Origin of the sequence: Bradyrhizobium sp. STM 3843, from assembly GCF_000239815.1 — a bacterium.
Lineage (GTDB): Bacteria > Pseudomonadota > Alphaproteobacteria > Rhizobiales > Xanthobacteraceae > Bradyrhizobium.
Window position 1 is genome coordinate 1 of record NZ_CAFK01000238.1, and the last position, 15,779, is coordinate 15,779.

A 15,779-nucleotide genomic window follows, 5' to 3' on the forward strand; every position below is an offset into this window, starting at 1 on the left:
TGCCGCTCCTTAGCATAGCCGATCGCCTCGTCGAGGCAGACACGGGCAAAGGCCGTGCAGCTCGCCGCCATTCCCATCCGCTCGCTGTTGAAATTCTGCATGATCAGCTTGAAGCCCTCGCCCTCCTCGCCGATCAGATTCTCCGCGGGCACGCGGCAGTCGTCGAAATGCAGCGTCGCAGTGTCCGACGCCCACCAGCCCATCTTGTCGAGCTTGGTGCGCGTGAGCCCGGCCGCATCCCCGGGAATCAGCAGCAGGCTGACACCGGAGGCGCCGTCACCACCGGTGCGCACCGCAACCGTCAGATAGTCGGCGCGCATGCCGGAGGTGATGAAGGTCTTCTCGCCGCTAACGACGTAGTGATCGCCGTTGCGGCGCGCCTTGGTGCGGAGACGGGCGACGTCGGAGCCTCCGCTGGGCTCGGTGATGGCGAGTGCGGAGATTTTCCGGCCCGACAGAATCTCCGGCAGCACGCGGGCTTTGATGTCGGGACGCGCCGCGCGCGCGATCGGCGGCGCGCCGATCGTGTGGCTCATCAGGCTGGCGCTGACGCCGCCGCTTCCGGCGCGCGCCAGCTCCTGCGACGCCACGATCTTCATGAACTGATCGGCCGGCACGCCGCCGAATTGTTCGGGAAAGCCGAGCCCGAGCAGGCCGATCTCGGCGGCCTTCCCATAGAGCGCGCGTGGAAATTCGCCGGCCTCGTCCCAGGCTGTGGCGAAAGGCGCGATCTCCCTGTCGACGAAGCGCCTGACCACCTCGCGAAAGGCCTCGTGCTCGGCCGTATAGAACGGATTCTTCATGCGGGCGATTCCACGCTGCGTCGCGCAACAGAATGGCCGGAAGGCGCGTCCTCCACTTGCGTGGAGGCGCTGACCGCCAAACGCACTCATGTCTGCTCCCCGAGCAGGCGCGCATCAGCAACTGAACGCAAGACAAATTGCCGTCCGCACCGCCCCACTTCCGGCAGGAGCGGCGCAGCTCGGCATCCGGCACCTCGGGGCCAGATCGCGAGGACGCAGCGCACAAGAACAGCAGGGACGAAGCGGCGTAAAGACCGCAGGATGCGAGGGAGGGAACCAGGTGCCAGTACGGTATTACGACTGGGTTGCGCACCATGCACGGCGCACTCCGGCCAAGACGGCGATGGTCGATCTCGGCAGCAACAGGCGGTTCACCTATGCCGAGTTCGACGCCCGCGTCGCGCGCCTTGCCGGCCATCTGCGTGCGCAGCTCGGCGTCGGCAAAGGCGACCGCGTCGCGGTTCTGGCGCTGAACGCGACCGACACGCTGGACGTCCAGTTCGCCTGCTTCCGGCTGGGCGCGATCTTCGTGCCGCTGAACACCCGCCTCACGGTGCCGGAGCTGCAGTTCATCGTCGGCGATGCCGCACCTCGTGTCATGATCCACGACGATGATCTGGCCGAGATCGCCCTTGCGGTCAGCCAGCTCTGCAACGTCACAAGCACGCTCCGCTATGGTGCCGGCCAGTCCTATGAGCAGGCGATCGCATCGGCCGCGCCACTGACGGACGTCGAGCCGGTCACGCTCGATGACGTCTCCACTATCATGTACACCTCGGGCACGACCGGCCAGCCGAAGGGTGCGACGATCACCCACGGCATGACGTTCTACAATTGCGTCAATCTCGGCGGCATCGCCTACATCACGCCCTCCTCCGTGCTGCTGACGGTGCTGCCGCTGTTCCACACCGGCGGACTCAATTGCTACACCAACCCGGTGCTTCACGCCGGCGGCACGGTCATGATCATGCGCGCCTTCGATCCCGGTCTGACGTTGCAGCTGATCAGCGATCCGGCTGTCGGCATCAACGTCTTCTTCGGCGTGCCCTCGATCTATCAGTTCTTGGCGCAGCACCCCGCGTTCGAGGCCGCCGATTTCAGCCGCCTTGTCATCGGGGGCGTCGGTGGCGCGCCGATGCCGGTGCCGCTGCTCAACACCTGGGAAGCCCGCGGCGTGGCGCTGCAGCAGGGTTACGGCATGACGGAGACCTCGCCTGCGGTGCTCGCGCTCGACCGTGAGGACGCCGCGCGGAAGGCGGGCTCAGCCGGCAAGCCGGTGCTGCACACGGAGGTGCGGATCGTGCGGCCTGACGGCAGCGATGCCGCGATCGGCGAGCTCGGCGAATTGTGGGTGCGCGGTCCCAACGTGACGCCCGGCTACTGGAACCGGCCCGATGCAAATCGATCATCCTTCACCGACGGCTGGCTGCACACCGGCGACGCCACCCGGATTGACGAGGACGGCTTCTACTACATCGTCGACCGCTGGAAGGATATGTACATCTCGGGCGGCGAGAACGTCTATCCCGCCGAGGTCGAAAACGTGCTGCATCAGCTCGGCGCCGTGGCCGAGGCCGCCGTGATCGGCATTGCCGATCCGCAGTGGGGAGAGACCGGGATGGCGATCGTCGCGGTGAAAGCCGGCCGCACGTTGAGCGAGGCCGAGGTTCACGCGCACTGCCAGGCCAATCTCGCCCGCTTCAAATGCCCGCGAATCATCCGCTTTGTCGATGCATTGCCGCGCAACGCGACCGGCAAGATCCATAAGCCGACCTTGCGCAAGACCTTCTCGACCGCATCCGCCATCGATCTGGTGCAGAAGGCATCATGAGCTTGCATACGGAGCAGACGCTCCGCTTGCTGATATGACGATCATCAAAAGATAACGATCATTAGAAGAGGAAGCCCAGGGAATGCCGTCCAACACTGCCAGGACTCTGCTCTCGTTTGCAGCCGCAGCTGCGTTCACGGTGCTCGCGAGCCACGCTGCGCTTGCGCAGAAGAAATATGATCCGGGTGTGACCGACACCGAGATCAAGATCGGAAATGTCGAAGCCTATAGCGGCCCGGCGTCGGCCTATGGCGTGATCGGCAAGACCGAGGACGCCTATTTCAAGATGATCAACGACCAGGGCGGCATCAACGGGCGCAAGATCAACTTCGTCTCCTATGACGACGGCTACAGTCCGCCGAAAACCGTTGAGCAGATCCGCAAGCTGATCGAGAGCGACGAGGTGTTCCTGGTGTTCAATGCGCTGGGCACGCCGACCCAGACCGCCGTGCAGAAATATCATAACGCCAAGAAGGTGCCGCAGCTCTTCCTCGCCACCGGCGCCAGCAAGTGGAACGACCCGAAGGATTTCCCCTGGACCATGGGCTTTCAGCCGAGCTACCGGGTGGAGGCGCGGATCTTCGCCAAATACATCCTGAAGGCCAAGCCGGACGCGAAGGTCGCGATCTTCTATGCCAATGACGATTTCGGCAAGGACTACCTCGCCGGCATCAAGGAAGTGTTCGGCGACAAGGCCAAGAGCCTGATCGTCGCGGAAGAGAGCTACGAGACCACCGAGCCCTCGATCGATTCCCACATCGTCAAGCTCAAGGGCACCGGTGCCGACGTCTTCGTGAACATCTCGACGCCGAAATTCGCGGCGCAGGCGATCAAGAAGATCGCCGAGCTCGAATGGAAGCCGATGCAGATCATGACCGACGTGTCGATCTCGATCGGCGCGGTGATGAAGCCGGCGGGGCTCGAAGCGTCCGAAGGCGTGCTGTCGGCGCAATATCTGAAGGATGCATCGGATCCGCAGTGGAAGGACGACGAGGGCATGAAGAAGTTCATGGCCTTCGTCGACAAATACATGCCCGGCGCCAACATTTCCGATTCCAACATCCCCTATGGCTACGCCGCGGCCCAGACCATGGTCCAGGTGCTGAAACAGTGCGGCGACGACCTGACGCGCGAGAACGTGATGAAGCAGGCCGCCAGCCTGAAGAATTTCGCGCCTGATACGCTGATTCCAGGCGTCACCATCACGACCGGTCCCAACGATTTCGCGCCGATCGAACAGCTCCGGATGATGCAGTTCAAGAACGGCAAGTGGGACTTCTTCGGCGACATCATCAGCGCCGAGGTGGGCGGCTAGGGAAGAACACGCTGCTGGTGAGCCCACCGCGGTCGTCGTCCGCTACTCCGGTGCGGCCTTCCGGTCGGATAACAGTGCGATACAGCGCCCTCTCCCCTTGCGGGAGAGGGCATCTCCGGCCCATCAACGCGCTCGATCGGGTGAGGGGTTTCTATCCGCGAACGACGCGCATGGAGGCGTACCCCTCACCCGACCGAGCTTGTCGGGCTTTCCTACACGCCCTCTCCCGCAAGGGGAGAGGGCACATTCATACGCACCGCACTTCCTGTTCCGATCTTCAAGCGCCGCGATGATGAGTCTAATGGTTGTCACAGATTACACAATCACGAGACGCCCGGCATGAACAATGCGAACGGCTCCTCGACTGTCTTGCGCAGATGCTCGCGATAGAGCGCATAGTTCGGATCGATAGGGGCAACCCGGCCCAAATTCGGCTCGGGCACATTGCGAAGCGGCAGCAGCGCGATCGGCGCTGCAATCGGCGTCAGCAGCGAGCCCCGCCCGGCCAGCAGGGTCGTGATGATCCCATACATCTCGCCGGTGATGGTCGGGCGTGACACCGTGATCAGCCGGTGCTGGCCGTGACGGTTGGTGACGAGATAGATGAAGCCGGACTGGTTCGGCACCGCAACCTCGCCGAACTGCGTGAACGCAGCATCCAGCCGGGCGGCTTCGCGAAACAGCAGTGATGACGCCGCCTCGTCCCAGGCGATATCGGTCCGATAGGCGTAGATCGCCTCCGTGTCGCCGAACGATGGCCGCAAGGTCACATAGGTGCCTTCGATCCATTCGACTGCGCGGCGCGAATAGGAGCCGAGGCTGTCCGGCGCGATGCCGTTTTCCGCGGGCGGCACTGCGGGCGGCGCGCTCGGCGCCTTGCGTAAGGCGACGCCGAGCGCCTGCTCGAGCCGGACGATCGTGGCCAACGTGAACGGACGCCGTCCGCCAAGCGCCTTCTCGAGCGTGGAGAGGCTGATCTTGGCCTGCTCGGCCAGCCCCTGGCGCGACATGCGCCGGCGTGCGATCTCCTCGCGAATCAGGTCTGCCACCTGCCGGCTCTGTTCGTCGGATAGTTCGCTCTCGGGTATCGACATCCTGCCCTCTGCTGCGCGGCGCGGTCCTTTGTAGCAGACGCACATTCCCGGACAAACCCGCACAAAGCCGTCGGCCGCCAGGTCCATATCAGACGGACCGGGACGGACCGCGGCCAAACAAGACCGATCATTCTGCTCGCAGCAAGGCAGGCTTCCGCACAGGCTTGCGCCCACGAAACCATTTCGTGCGGGAGCGAGAGATGACGATGAATGACACAATCGATGGCGACATGCCTAGCAGGTCGGTCCTGCGGCAGATCGGGACGGTGCTGCTGTTTCTGCTGGTGCAGGCCGCAGCCGTGCTGCTGGTCGGCCTGACGGCCCTGTTCCTGAGCTTCACGCCGGGATGGTCGGCGGAGGGCCCCATCGCCCCGCTGTCAAAGCCCGGCGATGCCCGCTCCGGCTCGCTCCTGTTCAAGACCGATGACGGCTACAGCGACGCGCCGCGGCTCGGCATCGATGTCGACATCACGGTGTCCGGGCCGACCGCGCGCGCCCGCATCACCCAGCTGTTCCGCAATCCGACTGACCATTGGATGGAAGCGATCTACGTCTACCCGCTGCCGGCGGGCAGCGCGGTCGATACCTTGAAGATGGTGGTCGGCGACCGCGTCGTGGTCGGCAACATCAAGGAGCGCGAACAAGCCAAGGTCATCTACGAGCAGGCCAAGCGCGACGGCAAGACAGCTGCGCTGACCGAGCAGGAGCGACCGAACATCTTCACCAATTCGGTCGCCAATATCGGTCCGGGTGAGACCGTGCTGGTGCAGATCGAATACCAGGAGCCGGTGGCGCAGAACGGCAACGAGTTCTCGCTGCGCGTGCCACTCGTGGTCGGACCGCGCTACAATCCGGCGCCGATCGTGCAGAGCGTCGAGCTGCGTCCAGGCGGCAACGGCTGGGGCGCGGCCAGCAATGATCCCGTACCGGACCGCGACCGCATCTCGCCGCCGGCGCTCGACCCCGCGGAGAACGCGCCGGTCAATCCGACACGGATCACCGTGCGCCTGCAGGCCGGCTTTGTGCTCGGCGAGGTGAAGAGCCACCATCATCAGGTCAAGATCGAGAGCCCGGATGCGACCACGCGCGTGGTGACGCTCGCCGACGGCGTGGTGCCGGCCGATCGCGACTTCGAGCTGACCTGGAAACCTTCCGACGAGACGACACCTTCGGTCGGCCTGTTCCGCGAGCATGTCGGCGATGCCGACTATCTGCTCGCCTTCGTCACACCACCGGCGGTGGCGCCGGCCGCACAACAGCCGCTGCCGCGTGACGTTATTTTCGTGATCGACAATTCCGGCTCGATGGGCGGCACCTCGATCCAGCAGGCCAAGGCCAGCCTGCTCTATGCGCTCGGTCGGCTGCAGCCCACCGATCGCTTCAACGTGATCCGGTTCGACGACACGATGACCGTCCTGTTCCCTTCTGCGGTGCCAGCTGACGCCGAGCATGTCGGCAGCGCCACGGGCTTCGTGAGTGGGCTCGAGGCGCGCGGCGGCACCGAGATGGTGCCGGCGATGCGCGCCGCGCTGACCGACGAAAGCAGCGAGGCCGATCATGTGCGCCAGGTCGTGTTCCTGACCGACGGCGCCATCGGCAATGAGCAGCAATTGTTCGAGACGATCACGGCGATGCGCGGCCGCTCGCGGATCTTCATGGTCGGCATCGGCTCGGCGCCGAACACCTATCTGATGACCCGCGCCGCGGAGCTTGGCCGCGGCGCCTTCACCCATATCGGCTCGGTCGAGCAGGTCGAGGAACGCATGCGCGGCCTGTTCGCGAAGCTGGAAAATCCGGCCGTCACTGGTCTCACCGCGAGCTTCTCGGACGCCTCTGCCGATGTCACGCCGGCGATCATTCCCGACGTGTATCGCGACGAGCCGCTGGTGCTGGCCGCGAAGCTCGACAAGCTGGAAGGCTCCCTGCGAATCAAGGGCCGGATCGGCGACCGTCCGTGGACCGTCACGCTGCCGCTCGCCAATGCCGCCGAGGGCAAGGGCCTGTCGAAGCTGTGGGCGCGGCGCAAGATCAGCGATGCGGAAGTCGCGCGGACCATGCGGCAGATCACGCCTGACGAGGCCGACAAGGCCATCCTCAAACTGGCGCTGGAGCATCAGCTCGTGACGCGCCTGACCAGCCTCGTTGCGGTCGATCAGACGCCGCGCCGGCCTGCGGGCGAGCCATTGAAGCTGAGCGAGTTGCCGATCAACCTTCCGGCCGGCTGGGATTTCGAGAAGGTGTTCGGCGAGCGCATGCGCACGCCAGCCGCACCGGTCGAACGTCGCGCACAAGACGAGGGCCGTTTGCGGGTTGCGGCGCTCAAGCGTCCGGTCGTGCCACCGTCTCCGAACACGATCACGCTGCCGAAGACGGCCACCGATGCGGAGCTCAGCATGATGCTTGGCGCGGGGCTGCTGATGCTGGGCCTGGTCGGCTGCGCGATGGGTCGGCGGCGACCAGCATTCCGCTAACGCCGTCATTCCGGGCTGGTGCGCTAGCACCAGACCCGGAATCTCGAGATTCCGGGTTCGATGCTTCGCATCGCCCCGGAATGACAGCAAGAGAACTCCCCATGCCCCGCCTAATCGTCCCTCTCGTTTTCGCCGTGACTGGCGCAATGCTGTTCGGCCACGGCGCATATATCCACGCCAAGGCATCGCTCGCGCAGATCCTGTTGGAGCGCGCCTTCGCCGAGACCATCGCCACGGGAAAGGTGGTCAAACCGTGGTCCTGGGCGGACACCTACCCGGTGGCGCGGATCGAGGTGAAGCGCATCCACGCCAGCGCGATCGCGCTTGCAGGTTCGAGCGGCCAGGCGCTGGCCTTCGGTCCGGGGCACGTCGAACTCAGCGCGGAGCCCGGCGAGCGGGGCGTGGCGCTCTATGCCGCGCACCGCGACACCCATTTTCGTTTCCTGCGCGAGGTGAAAATTGGCGACGAGATCGAGGTGACGCGTCGCGACGGCAAGATTTTTCGCTACCGGGCGGATGCGACGGAGATCGTTCGATTCGATGCTGGCGGCATCGACGCTGCGAGCAACGACTACGAACTGATCCTGGCGACCTGCTGGCCGTTCGACTCGATCACATCAGGACCGGAGCGCTATTTGCTGCATGCGACCATGATCGCCTCGGGCTCGTGACCGGCAGCGAGCGGCCACAGCCTGGAAGGAACACCGATATTCGCATTTGTCATCCCGCGGGCGGCGTGAGATGCTGGCCCGCGCGCGCCGTATCAGGGTGACAAAAGTCCAAGCTCATGCATTCCCAGGCTCAATATCTACCGATCACGCCCGGACTATTTGCAGTCCTGGTGCTCATATTCGTCGTTCTCATCATCCTGATCCAGCTACGCATCCTGCGCTATGCCTATATGAAGCTCGGCGTCAGCTCGGGCACGGCGATGCTGCTGTTGTTCGGCTCGCTGGTCGGCAGCTATTTCAACATCCCGATCACCGTTCTTCCGGCCCAGGAGGTGCGGTCCGGCGAGATCATCGATTTCTTCGGGATGCAATATGTGGTGCCGCTGGTGCATCAGTGGCCGGGCACGGTGCTCGCCGTCAATGTCGGCGGCGCGGTGATCCCGACCATCATGTCGACTTACCTCGTGCTGCGCTATCAGCTCTGGCTGCGCGCGGCCATCGCCGTGGTTGCGATCGCCATCATCATCCATGCGATGGCAACGCCGGTGCGCGGCGTCGGCATTGCCGTGCCAGTGTTCGCCCCCGTGGTCGTCACTGCGATCCTCGCCTTCCTGTTGTCGCGCGAATATGCCGCGCCGCTCGCCTATATCGGCGGCTCGATGGGAACGCTGATCGGCGCCGACCTGATGAATCTCGACAAGATCGGCAGCCTCGGCGCGCCGGTGGCCTCGATCGGCGGCGCCGGAACCTTCGACGGCGTTTTCCTGACCGGCATCCTGGCGGTGCTGCTCGCCGGCATCGCGGCGCCGTCGCGACCGGGGCTCGCACGATGAAGCGTGATCGCGGCGGCCTTTCCACCATCGCGGTTGGACGCTAAAATCGCCGCGACGTCATTCGGCAGTAACTGGCCGGCGATCTCAGGCTCACCATGCGCGCAACCAATCTTGTCATCGGCACCCTGACGCTTGCGGCCGTCGCCGCCGGCATCGGCGGCACGCTGATCACGCAGAAGCTGCGCGTCGCCCAGCAACGCAGTCCACTGCGCGTGGTGTTCGACGGCGGCTCGGCGGCCGGCTTGCGCAAGGGCGGCCCAGTCAATTTCGACGGCGTTCTGGCCGGCCAGATCCTGTCGGTGACCTTGGAGAGCCCGCGCAAGATCGTGGCGCTGGTGACGCTCGACAAGAGCGCGCCGATCCGCAAGGACACCACCGCCGGCATCGAATTCCAGGGACTGACCGGGATCGCGGCCATCTCGCTGGTCGGCGGTGCCCCAACCGCACCGCTCGTGCCGCTGGACAAGGACGGCGTCCCGGTTCTGACCGCCGACCTGAAGGATCAGGAGACGATGGTCGAGACGGTGCACAATGTCGACAAGTTCATCGTCAGCAACGCGCCGATCGTGAAGGACGCACTACAGACATTCGAGTCCGAGACCGCCTCACTGAAGGACAAGAGCGACGCGATCGACGCCGCCATCGACCAGGCGGAGGACGCTTTCAAGGGGTTCGACAAGGTCGTGACCCGGATCGATGAGGCGATCCCCGGCTTCGGCCACGGGGATGCGCACGATCTGCTCGACAGGCTGAGGTCGCTCCGCGAGTTCGCCCAGGACTTTCGGCAAAAGTCAGCAAAGGTGATCGAGGACAGCCGGAAGACCCTGCTCGACGTCAGCGACGGCGCCAATGCGATGAGCGCGAAATTGGGCGGCCCGGCCGCGGCGCCAGCGCCCGCATCGGCACCACGGCGAGTGCCGGCGGCGAGGTAGCAGGCACAATCGCCCTCCTCATTCCGACGTCGTCCCGGGCAAGCCTGGCAACGCGCAGCGTTGTCGGGCGCCGACCCGGGACCCATACTCCCAGCTCACCATGTGGCGGCACGCCGGAGCTACAGCTCGCCCCACAATACCCGATTGTGGTTATGGGTCCCCGCGTTCGCGGGGACGACAGCGGAGTTTGTCGTGCTGTCTGCAGGTCTCATCAACACCGCTGGTCTGAGATAAACGTCGTACCTCAATGGCTGATCATCCACGGTCTTGCGGTCGGAAACCCTTTTGCGCCGTTCTTCGACTTCGTCATCAGCCGCGGTGGCTTTTTCGGCGAGCAGCAGCCGCAGCCCGGGCTATGCTTGGCTTTGTATTCGGCGACCGTCTGCGGCGCGTGCCGGCTGCGCTCATTGGTCGCGAAGGCCGTGCGCCGGTCCGCCGGCATGCAGGCGAAATTCGGCGCGGTGAGGATCACGCGCGGAGCCATATCTGCACATTGCGGACAGGCCTGGGGATCATCACATTCCGACATCGGACGCATATGGGTGAAGGGACCGCAGGCGTCGCAGAGATATTCATAGACCGGCATCGTGATTGTCTCGCATTATTCGTGTTCAGCTCACAAGCTCACCGGGAGCGAATGCGGGGCGGCGAGACCATGCCGTCCCGCATCCCAGTCGCCAGGGAGGAGAACTCATTTATCCGGAGAGATCGGCATCTGGATGTCGCCGGTGATGTGCTTCACCGGACCGGCCGCCGACGGCATCACGTCGAAATCGAAGATCTCGGTCGGCAGCCATAGCGTGGCGCAGGCATTGGGCACGTCGACCACGCCCGAGATGTGGCCCTGCACCGGCGCAGTGCCGAGGATCGAATAGGCCTGGGCGCCGGAATAGCCGAACTTCTTGAGGTACTCGATCGCGTTCAGGCAGGCCTGGCGATAGGCGATGTGCACATCGAGATAATGCTGCTTGCCGGCCTCGTCGACCGAGATGCCTTCGAAGATCAGGTAATCCTTGTAGTTCGGCGTAATCGGCGACGGCTTGAAGATCGGGTTCTTGATGCCGTATTTCGATACGCCGTCCTTGATGACATCGACCTTCAGGTGCAGCCAGCCGGCCATCTCGATGGCGCCGCAGAAGGTGATCTCGCCATCGCCCTGGCTGAAGTGCAGATCGCCCATCGAGAGGCCGCCGCCGGGCACATAGACCGGGAAGTAGATCTTCGAGCCGCGCGACAGGTCCTTGATGTCGCAATTGCCGCCATGCTCGCGCGGCGGCACGGTGCGGGCGCCCTCGGCACCGACTTTCGCCTTGGCATCACCCTTGGCCTGTCCGGCGTGAGCCGTCGCCGCAAACGGCGGATTGGCGAGACCGGGCACCCGCGTCGGATTGGTCGCGATCAGCGCCGTCTCGCGCTCGTTCCAGGTCGCCAGCAGCTTCGGATCGGGCAGACAGCCGATCAGGCCGGGATGGATCAGGCCGGCGAAATTCACGCCGGGCACATGGCGCGAGGAGGTGTAGAGACCCTTGATGTCCCAGATCGACTTCTGTGCCAGCGGGAAGTGATCGGTCAGGAAACCGCCGCCATTCTGCTTGGAGAAGAAGCCGTTGAAGCCCCACAGGCTCTCCTTCAGCGGACCGACGTCGAGCAGGTCGACCACCAGGAGGTCGCCGGGCTCGGCGCCCTTGACGCCGATCGGCCCCGACAGGAAGTGCACGATCGAGAGATCGATGTCGCGCACGTCGTCGGCAGAGTCGTTGTTCTTGATGAAGCCGCCGGTCCAGTCATAGGTCTCGATGATGAAATCGTCGCCGGGCTTGACCCAGGCCACCATCGGAATGTCCGGGTGCCAGCGGTTGTGCACCATGTCGTTCTCATAGGCCGATTTGGTGAGATCGACCTTGATCAGTGTCTCTGGCATCAAATGCTCCCCTTTGTTACTCGCCTTGACTGCTGCTTGGACGGAGTGGTTAGACGGACAGATATTTCGAGACCTGTGCGGCATCGACCGAGTCACGCGGATCGTCACGCACGATCTCGCCGTTTTCGATCACCAGCACGCGGTCGGCGATCTCGAGCGCGAAGCTCAGGACCTGCTCGGAGACGACGATCGACAGCCCCTTCTGATCGCGGATGCGCTTCAGGGTCCGCGCCATCTCCTTGATGATCGAAGGCTGAATGCCTTCCGTCGGCTCGTCGAGCAGCAGCACTTTGGGTTTGGTCGCAAGCGCACGCGCGATCGCGAGCTGCTGCTGCTGTCCACCGGAGAGATTGCCGCCGCGCCGATCCTTCATCTCCAGAAGCACCGGGAACAGCTCATAGATGTCGCCGGGCACTTCTGATTCACCGGAGACGACGAGACCGGCTTCGATGTTCTCCTTCACCGTCATGGTGGAGAAGATCATGCGGCCCTGCGGCACATAAGCGAGGCCCTTGGCTACGCGCTCATAACTCTTCAGGCCCGACAGTTCGGTGCCACTCATATCGATCGAGCCGCTTTTCGCCGGCAGGATGCCCATCAGCGACTTCATCAGCGTGGTCTTGCCCATGCCGTTGCGGCCCATGATCGCGACGATCTCGTTCGGCGCGACCTTGACGTTGAGGCCATGCAGCACTTCGCTCTGGCCGTAGGCGACATGGAGATCGGAGATAGCGAGCATCACACCTGCTCCTTGTTCGATACTTCGGCGAGCTGGTTGTTCTCCCCTCCCCCTTGCGGGGACGGGTCGGGGATGGGGGTCCACGGCGGCAGTGTCGCTTGGAGCACCCCCCTCCCCAACCCTCCCCCGCAAGGGGGGAGGGAGCGCACCGCCGATGCCGCGCACTCGTTGCCCGATACGCGCATGCTCAATGCCCCAGATAGACTTCGATCACCTTCGGGTCGGTCTTGACCTTCTCCATGGTGCCCTCGGAGAGGATCTGGCCCTGATGCAGCACGGTCACCTTGTGGGCGATGTCCTCGACGAACTTCATGTCGTGCTCGATCACCAGCACCGAACGATCCTTGATGATGCGGTTGAGCAGCTCGGCGGTCTTGGCGCGCTCGCTGACGCTCATGCCGGCGACCGGCTCGTCGAGCATCAGCAGATCCGGGTTCTGGATCAGCAGCATGCCGATCTCGAGCCATTGCTTCTGCCCATGGCTCAGCTCATCAGCGTAGGTGTTGAGGCGATCCTTCAGGAAGATCATCTCGGCGACCTCCTCGACGCGCTCCTTGACCGCCGCGTCGCGCTGGAAGGTCAGCGAGCCGAACACGGTGCGGCCGCGCGGATAGGAGATCTCAAGGTTCTCGAACACGGTGAGATCTTCGAACACCGACGGCGTCTGGAATTTCCGCCCCACGCCGGCCTGGACGATCTCGTTCTCCTTGAGTCTCGTCAGCTCCTTGCCGCGGAATTGAATCGAGCCCGAGGTCGCTTTGGTCTTGCCGCAGATCAGATCGAGCACCGTGGTCTTCCCTGCACCGTTCGGACCGATGATGACGCGAATCTCGTTCTCCTCGACATAGAAGGAGAGGTCGTTGACCGCCTTGAAGCCGTCGAAGGAGACGGTGAGCGCCTCGACCGCGAGCAGGAAGTCCTTGGGCTGATGACCGATGAGCATTCGTCTCTCCTCACTCTGCGGGGGCGCCGTTGGCCACCAGGCCATTGCCGGCTTTCGGGCCACGTGACGCCAACAGACGGTCGATCCGGGGTTGCACGTAGTCGCCCCAGATGCCCGCGAGGCCGTTGGGGAAGGCCAGCACGACGGCGATGAACAGCGCGCCCAGACCGAACAGCCAGAGCTGCGGGAACGTCTCGGAGAGGCTTGTCTTGGCGAAGTTCACCAGGATGGTGCCGTAGATGGCACCGAAGATCGACATGCGGCCGCCGACCGCGGTGTAGATCACCATCTCGATCGAAGGCACGATGCCGACGAAGGACGGCGACATGAAGCCGACCTCGAGCGTGAACATCGCGCCGCCGATCGCGGCGAACACCGCCGCGGCGCAGAACGCGAAGATCTTGAAGTTGGCCACGCTGTAACCGGAGAAGCGGACACGGTCCTCCTGCTCGCGCATCGCCACCAGGATGCGCCCGAGCTTGGTCAGGCGGATGAACTGCGCAATGATGATGCAGCCGAACAGCAGCGCGACCTCGACGAAGTACAGGATGTATTTGGCGTGATCGGTGCGGATGTCCCAGCCGAGCAGCGTGCGCAGATCGGTGATGCCGTTGACGCCGCCGGTATAGCCTTGTTGACCGATGATCAGGATGCCCAGGATCGCCGCGATCGCCTGGGTGATGATGGCGAAGTAGACGCCGCCGACGCGGCGCTTGAACATGGCAGCGCCGACGATCAAGGCGAAGATGCCGGGCACCAGGATGATCGCGGCGAGCGTGAACGGGAAGCTGTGAAATGGTTTCCAGAAGAACGGCAGTGCGGTGAGCTGATTCCAGTCCATGAAGTCAGGGATGCCCGGGGTCGACTGGATCTTCGTATTCTCGACACTCGACGCCTCAAGCTTCAGGAACATCGCCATGCAGTAGCCGCCGAGACCGAAGAACACGCCCTGCCCTAGGCTCAGGATGCCGCCATAGCCCCAGCACATCACGAGCCCGATCGCGACGAACGCGTAAGTGAGATATTTGGCGACCAGATTGAGGCGGAACACATCCAACGCCAGCGGCAGGATGATCACGAGCAGGAGCAGCAGCGAGACGAAGCCAATCAGTTCGGAGCGGTTGAAAAAGCGCGAGTTGATGATCATGACGGTGCTTTCTTGTTATGGGCAGAACCCTGCATCGCCTATTTGCGGACCTTGAGGGCGAACAGGCCCTGCGGGCGCAGCATCAGGATCCCGACGATCGCAAGCAGCGTGATCACCTTGGCCATCGAGCCCGACATGAAGAACTCGAGCGTCGAATCCGTCTGCGAAATCGTGAAGGCGGAGGCGATGGTGCCGAGCAGGCTGGCGGCGCCGCCGAACACCACGACCAGGAAGGTGTCGACGATATAGAGCTGGCCAGCGGTCGGGCCGGTCGAGCCGATCATGGTGAAGGCCGAGCCTGCGACGCCGGCAATGCCGCAGCCGAGGCCAAAGGTGTAGCGGTCGACCTTCTCGGTGTTGATGCCGACCGCGCCGGCCATCACCCGGTTCTGCACGACCGCGCGGACCTGCTTGCCCCAGCGCGACCAGAACAGCACATAGGCCACGACGATCGTGATCAGAATGGTCAAGCCCATCACGAACATGCCGTTGATCGGGATCTGGATCGAGTCCGTCGCCTGCCAGGAGCCCATCATCCATTCCGGCAGTTCGACGCCGACCTCGCGCGCACCGAACACAGAACGATACGTCTGCTGCAGGATCAGGCTGAGGCCCCAGGTGGCCAGCAGTGTATCTAGGGGACGCTTGTAGAGATGGCGGATCAGCGCCCACTCGACCAGCATGCCGAGCGCACCGGATGCGATGAACGCCAAGGTCATCGCGACGAAGAAATAGCCGGGAAACAGCGCGGGCAGGAACTGCTGGAAGGCGTTCGACGTCATCCAGGTGACGTAGGCGCCCAGGATCATGAACTCGCCATGCGCCATGTTGATGACGCCCATCTGGCCGAAGATGATGGCAAGGCCCAGCGCCATCAGCACATAGACCGAAAACAGGATGAGCCCCGCAAAGCCCTGCATGGCGAAGATCGCCGCGAGGTCGCCGAGTGAGTAGTCACCGAACATGATCCGTCCTCTCGGGCGAAAAGCCCGTGCTTGCCTGTGCTGGAAGGTCCCTTGGCTCGTGCAGCTGGCTGTCTCCGCGGCCGCAGTCGTTCCCTCCCCCCTTGTGGGGGAGGG

General features: G+C 63.9%; 14 protein-coding genes. 6 read left to right on the forward strand and 8 right to left on the reverse strand.

Translation table 11 applies throughout. The features are described 5' to 3' along the window. The coding region (locus tag BRAS3843_RS24650) for an acyl-CoA dehydrogenase family protein (protein WP_035982631.1) at positions 1–803 on the reverse strand (803 nt) is incomplete at its 3' end. Positions 804–1,083: 280 nt separating this feature from the next. Between BRAS3843_RS24650 and BRAS3843_RS24655 the strand changes: the two genes are divergently transcribed. Together BRAS3843_RS24655 and BRAS3843_RS24660 are read left to right on the forward strand one after the other, a co-directional pair. Further along, complete coding sequence (locus BRAS3843_RS24655; protein WP_008971807.1) at positions 1,084–2,634, forward strand: long-chain fatty acid--CoA ligase; 1,551 nt, start codon at positions 1,084–1,086, stop codon at positions 2,632–2,634. Positions 2,635–2,716: 82 nt separating this feature from the next. Next, positions 2,717–3,949: an ABC transporter substrate-binding protein gene (locus BRAS3843_RS24660; protein WP_008971808.1), complete on the forward strand. Its 1,233-nt coding sequence runs from the start codon at positions 2,717–2,719 to the stop codon at positions 3,947–3,949. 323 nt (positions 3,950–4,272) lie between these two features. On the opposite strand, the gene BRAS3843_RS24665 is transcribed toward BRAS3843_RS24660, so the two are convergent. Then, complete coding sequence (locus tag BRAS3843_RS24665; RefSeq protein ID WP_008971809.1) at positions 4,273–5,043, reverse strand: helix-turn-helix transcriptional regulator; 771 nt, start codon at positions 5,041–5,043, stop codon at positions 4,273–4,275. 206 nt (positions 5,044–5,249) lie between these two features. On the opposite strand from BRAS3843_RS24665, the gene BRAS3843_RS24670 reads away from it, so the two are divergent. The 4 genes from BRAS3843_RS24670 (at position 5,250) to BRAS3843_RS24685 (ending at position 9,950) form a co-directional block, all read left to right on the forward strand. Then, on the forward strand, positions 5,250–7,514 hold the full coding sequence (locus tag BRAS3843_RS24670) for a marine proteobacterial sortase target protein (RefSeq protein WP_008971810.1): 2,265 nt from the start codon (positions 5,250–5,252) through the stop codon (positions 7,512–7,514). A gap of 101 nt (positions 7,515–7,615) precedes the next feature. Further along, entirely contained in the window at positions 7,616–8,185 is a 570-nt protein-coding gene (locus BRAS3843_RS24675) for a class GN sortase (RefSeq protein ID WP_008971811.1), read from the forward strand. A 116-nt stretch (positions 8,186–8,301) separates the two neighbouring features. Continuing rightward, positions 8,302–9,018 carry a DUF1614 domain-containing protein gene (locus BRAS3843_RS24680; RefSeq protein WP_008971812.1) on the forward strand — a complete coding sequence of 239 codons (717 nt, stop codon included), beginning with the start codon at positions 8,302–8,304 and terminating at the stop codon, positions 9,016–9,018. A gap of 95 nt (positions 9,019–9,113) precedes the next feature. Next, positions 9,114–9,950, forward strand: a complete 837-nt coding sequence (locus tag BRAS3843_RS24685; protein ID WP_008971813.1) for an MlaD family protein — start codon at positions 9,114–9,116, stop codon at positions 9,948–9,950. A 244-nt stretch (positions 9,951–10,194) separates the two neighbouring features. On the opposite strand, the gene BRAS3843_RS24690 is transcribed toward BRAS3843_RS24685, so the two are convergent. From BRAS3843_RS24690 to urtB, 6 genes are all read right to left on the reverse strand, one after another. Beyond that, a complete protein-coding gene (locus BRAS3843_RS24690) occupies positions 10,195–10,536 on the reverse strand; it encodes a zinc ribbon domain-containing protein (RefSeq protein WP_008971814.1) in 342 nt (113 codons plus the stop codon). Between the two features lie 105 nt (positions 10,537–10,641). Then, positions 10,642–11,871, reverse strand: a complete 1,230-nt coding sequence (fmdA, locus tag BRAS3843_RS24695) for a formamidase (RefSeq protein WP_035982632.1) — start codon at positions 11,869–11,871, stop codon at positions 10,642–10,644. A gap of 49 nt (positions 11,872–11,920) precedes the next feature. Further along, positions 11,921–12,610 (reverse strand): urea ABC transporter ATP-binding subunit UrtE, encoded by a 690-nt coding sequence (gene urtE / locus BRAS3843_RS24700; RefSeq protein ID WP_008971816.1) that lies wholly within the window; start codon positions 12,608–12,610, stop codon positions 11,921–11,923. A gap of 187 nt (positions 12,611–12,797) precedes the next feature. Next, the gene (urtD, locus tag BRAS3843_RS24710) at positions 12,798–13,553 is read right to left on the reverse strand and encodes an urea ABC transporter ATP-binding protein UrtD (protein ID WP_008971817.1); all 756 of its coding nucleotides are present in this window, start codon (positions 13,551–13,553) and stop codon (positions 12,798–12,800) included. A 10-nt stretch (positions 13,554–13,563) separates the two neighbouring features. After that, positions 13,564–14,700, reverse strand: a complete 1,137-nt coding sequence (urtC, locus tag BRAS3843_RS24715; protein WP_008971818.1) for an urea ABC transporter permease subunit UrtC — start codon at positions 14,698–14,700, stop codon at positions 13,564–13,566. A gap of 38 nt (positions 14,701–14,738) precedes the next feature. Then, positions 14,739–15,665 carry an urea ABC transporter permease subunit UrtB gene (urtB, locus tag BRAS3843_RS24720; RefSeq protein ID WP_008971819.1) on the reverse strand — a complete coding sequence of 309 codons (927 nt, stop codon included), beginning with the start codon at positions 15,663–15,665 and terminating at the stop codon, positions 14,739–14,741. Between the last annotated feature and the right edge of the window lie 114 nt (positions 15,666–15,779).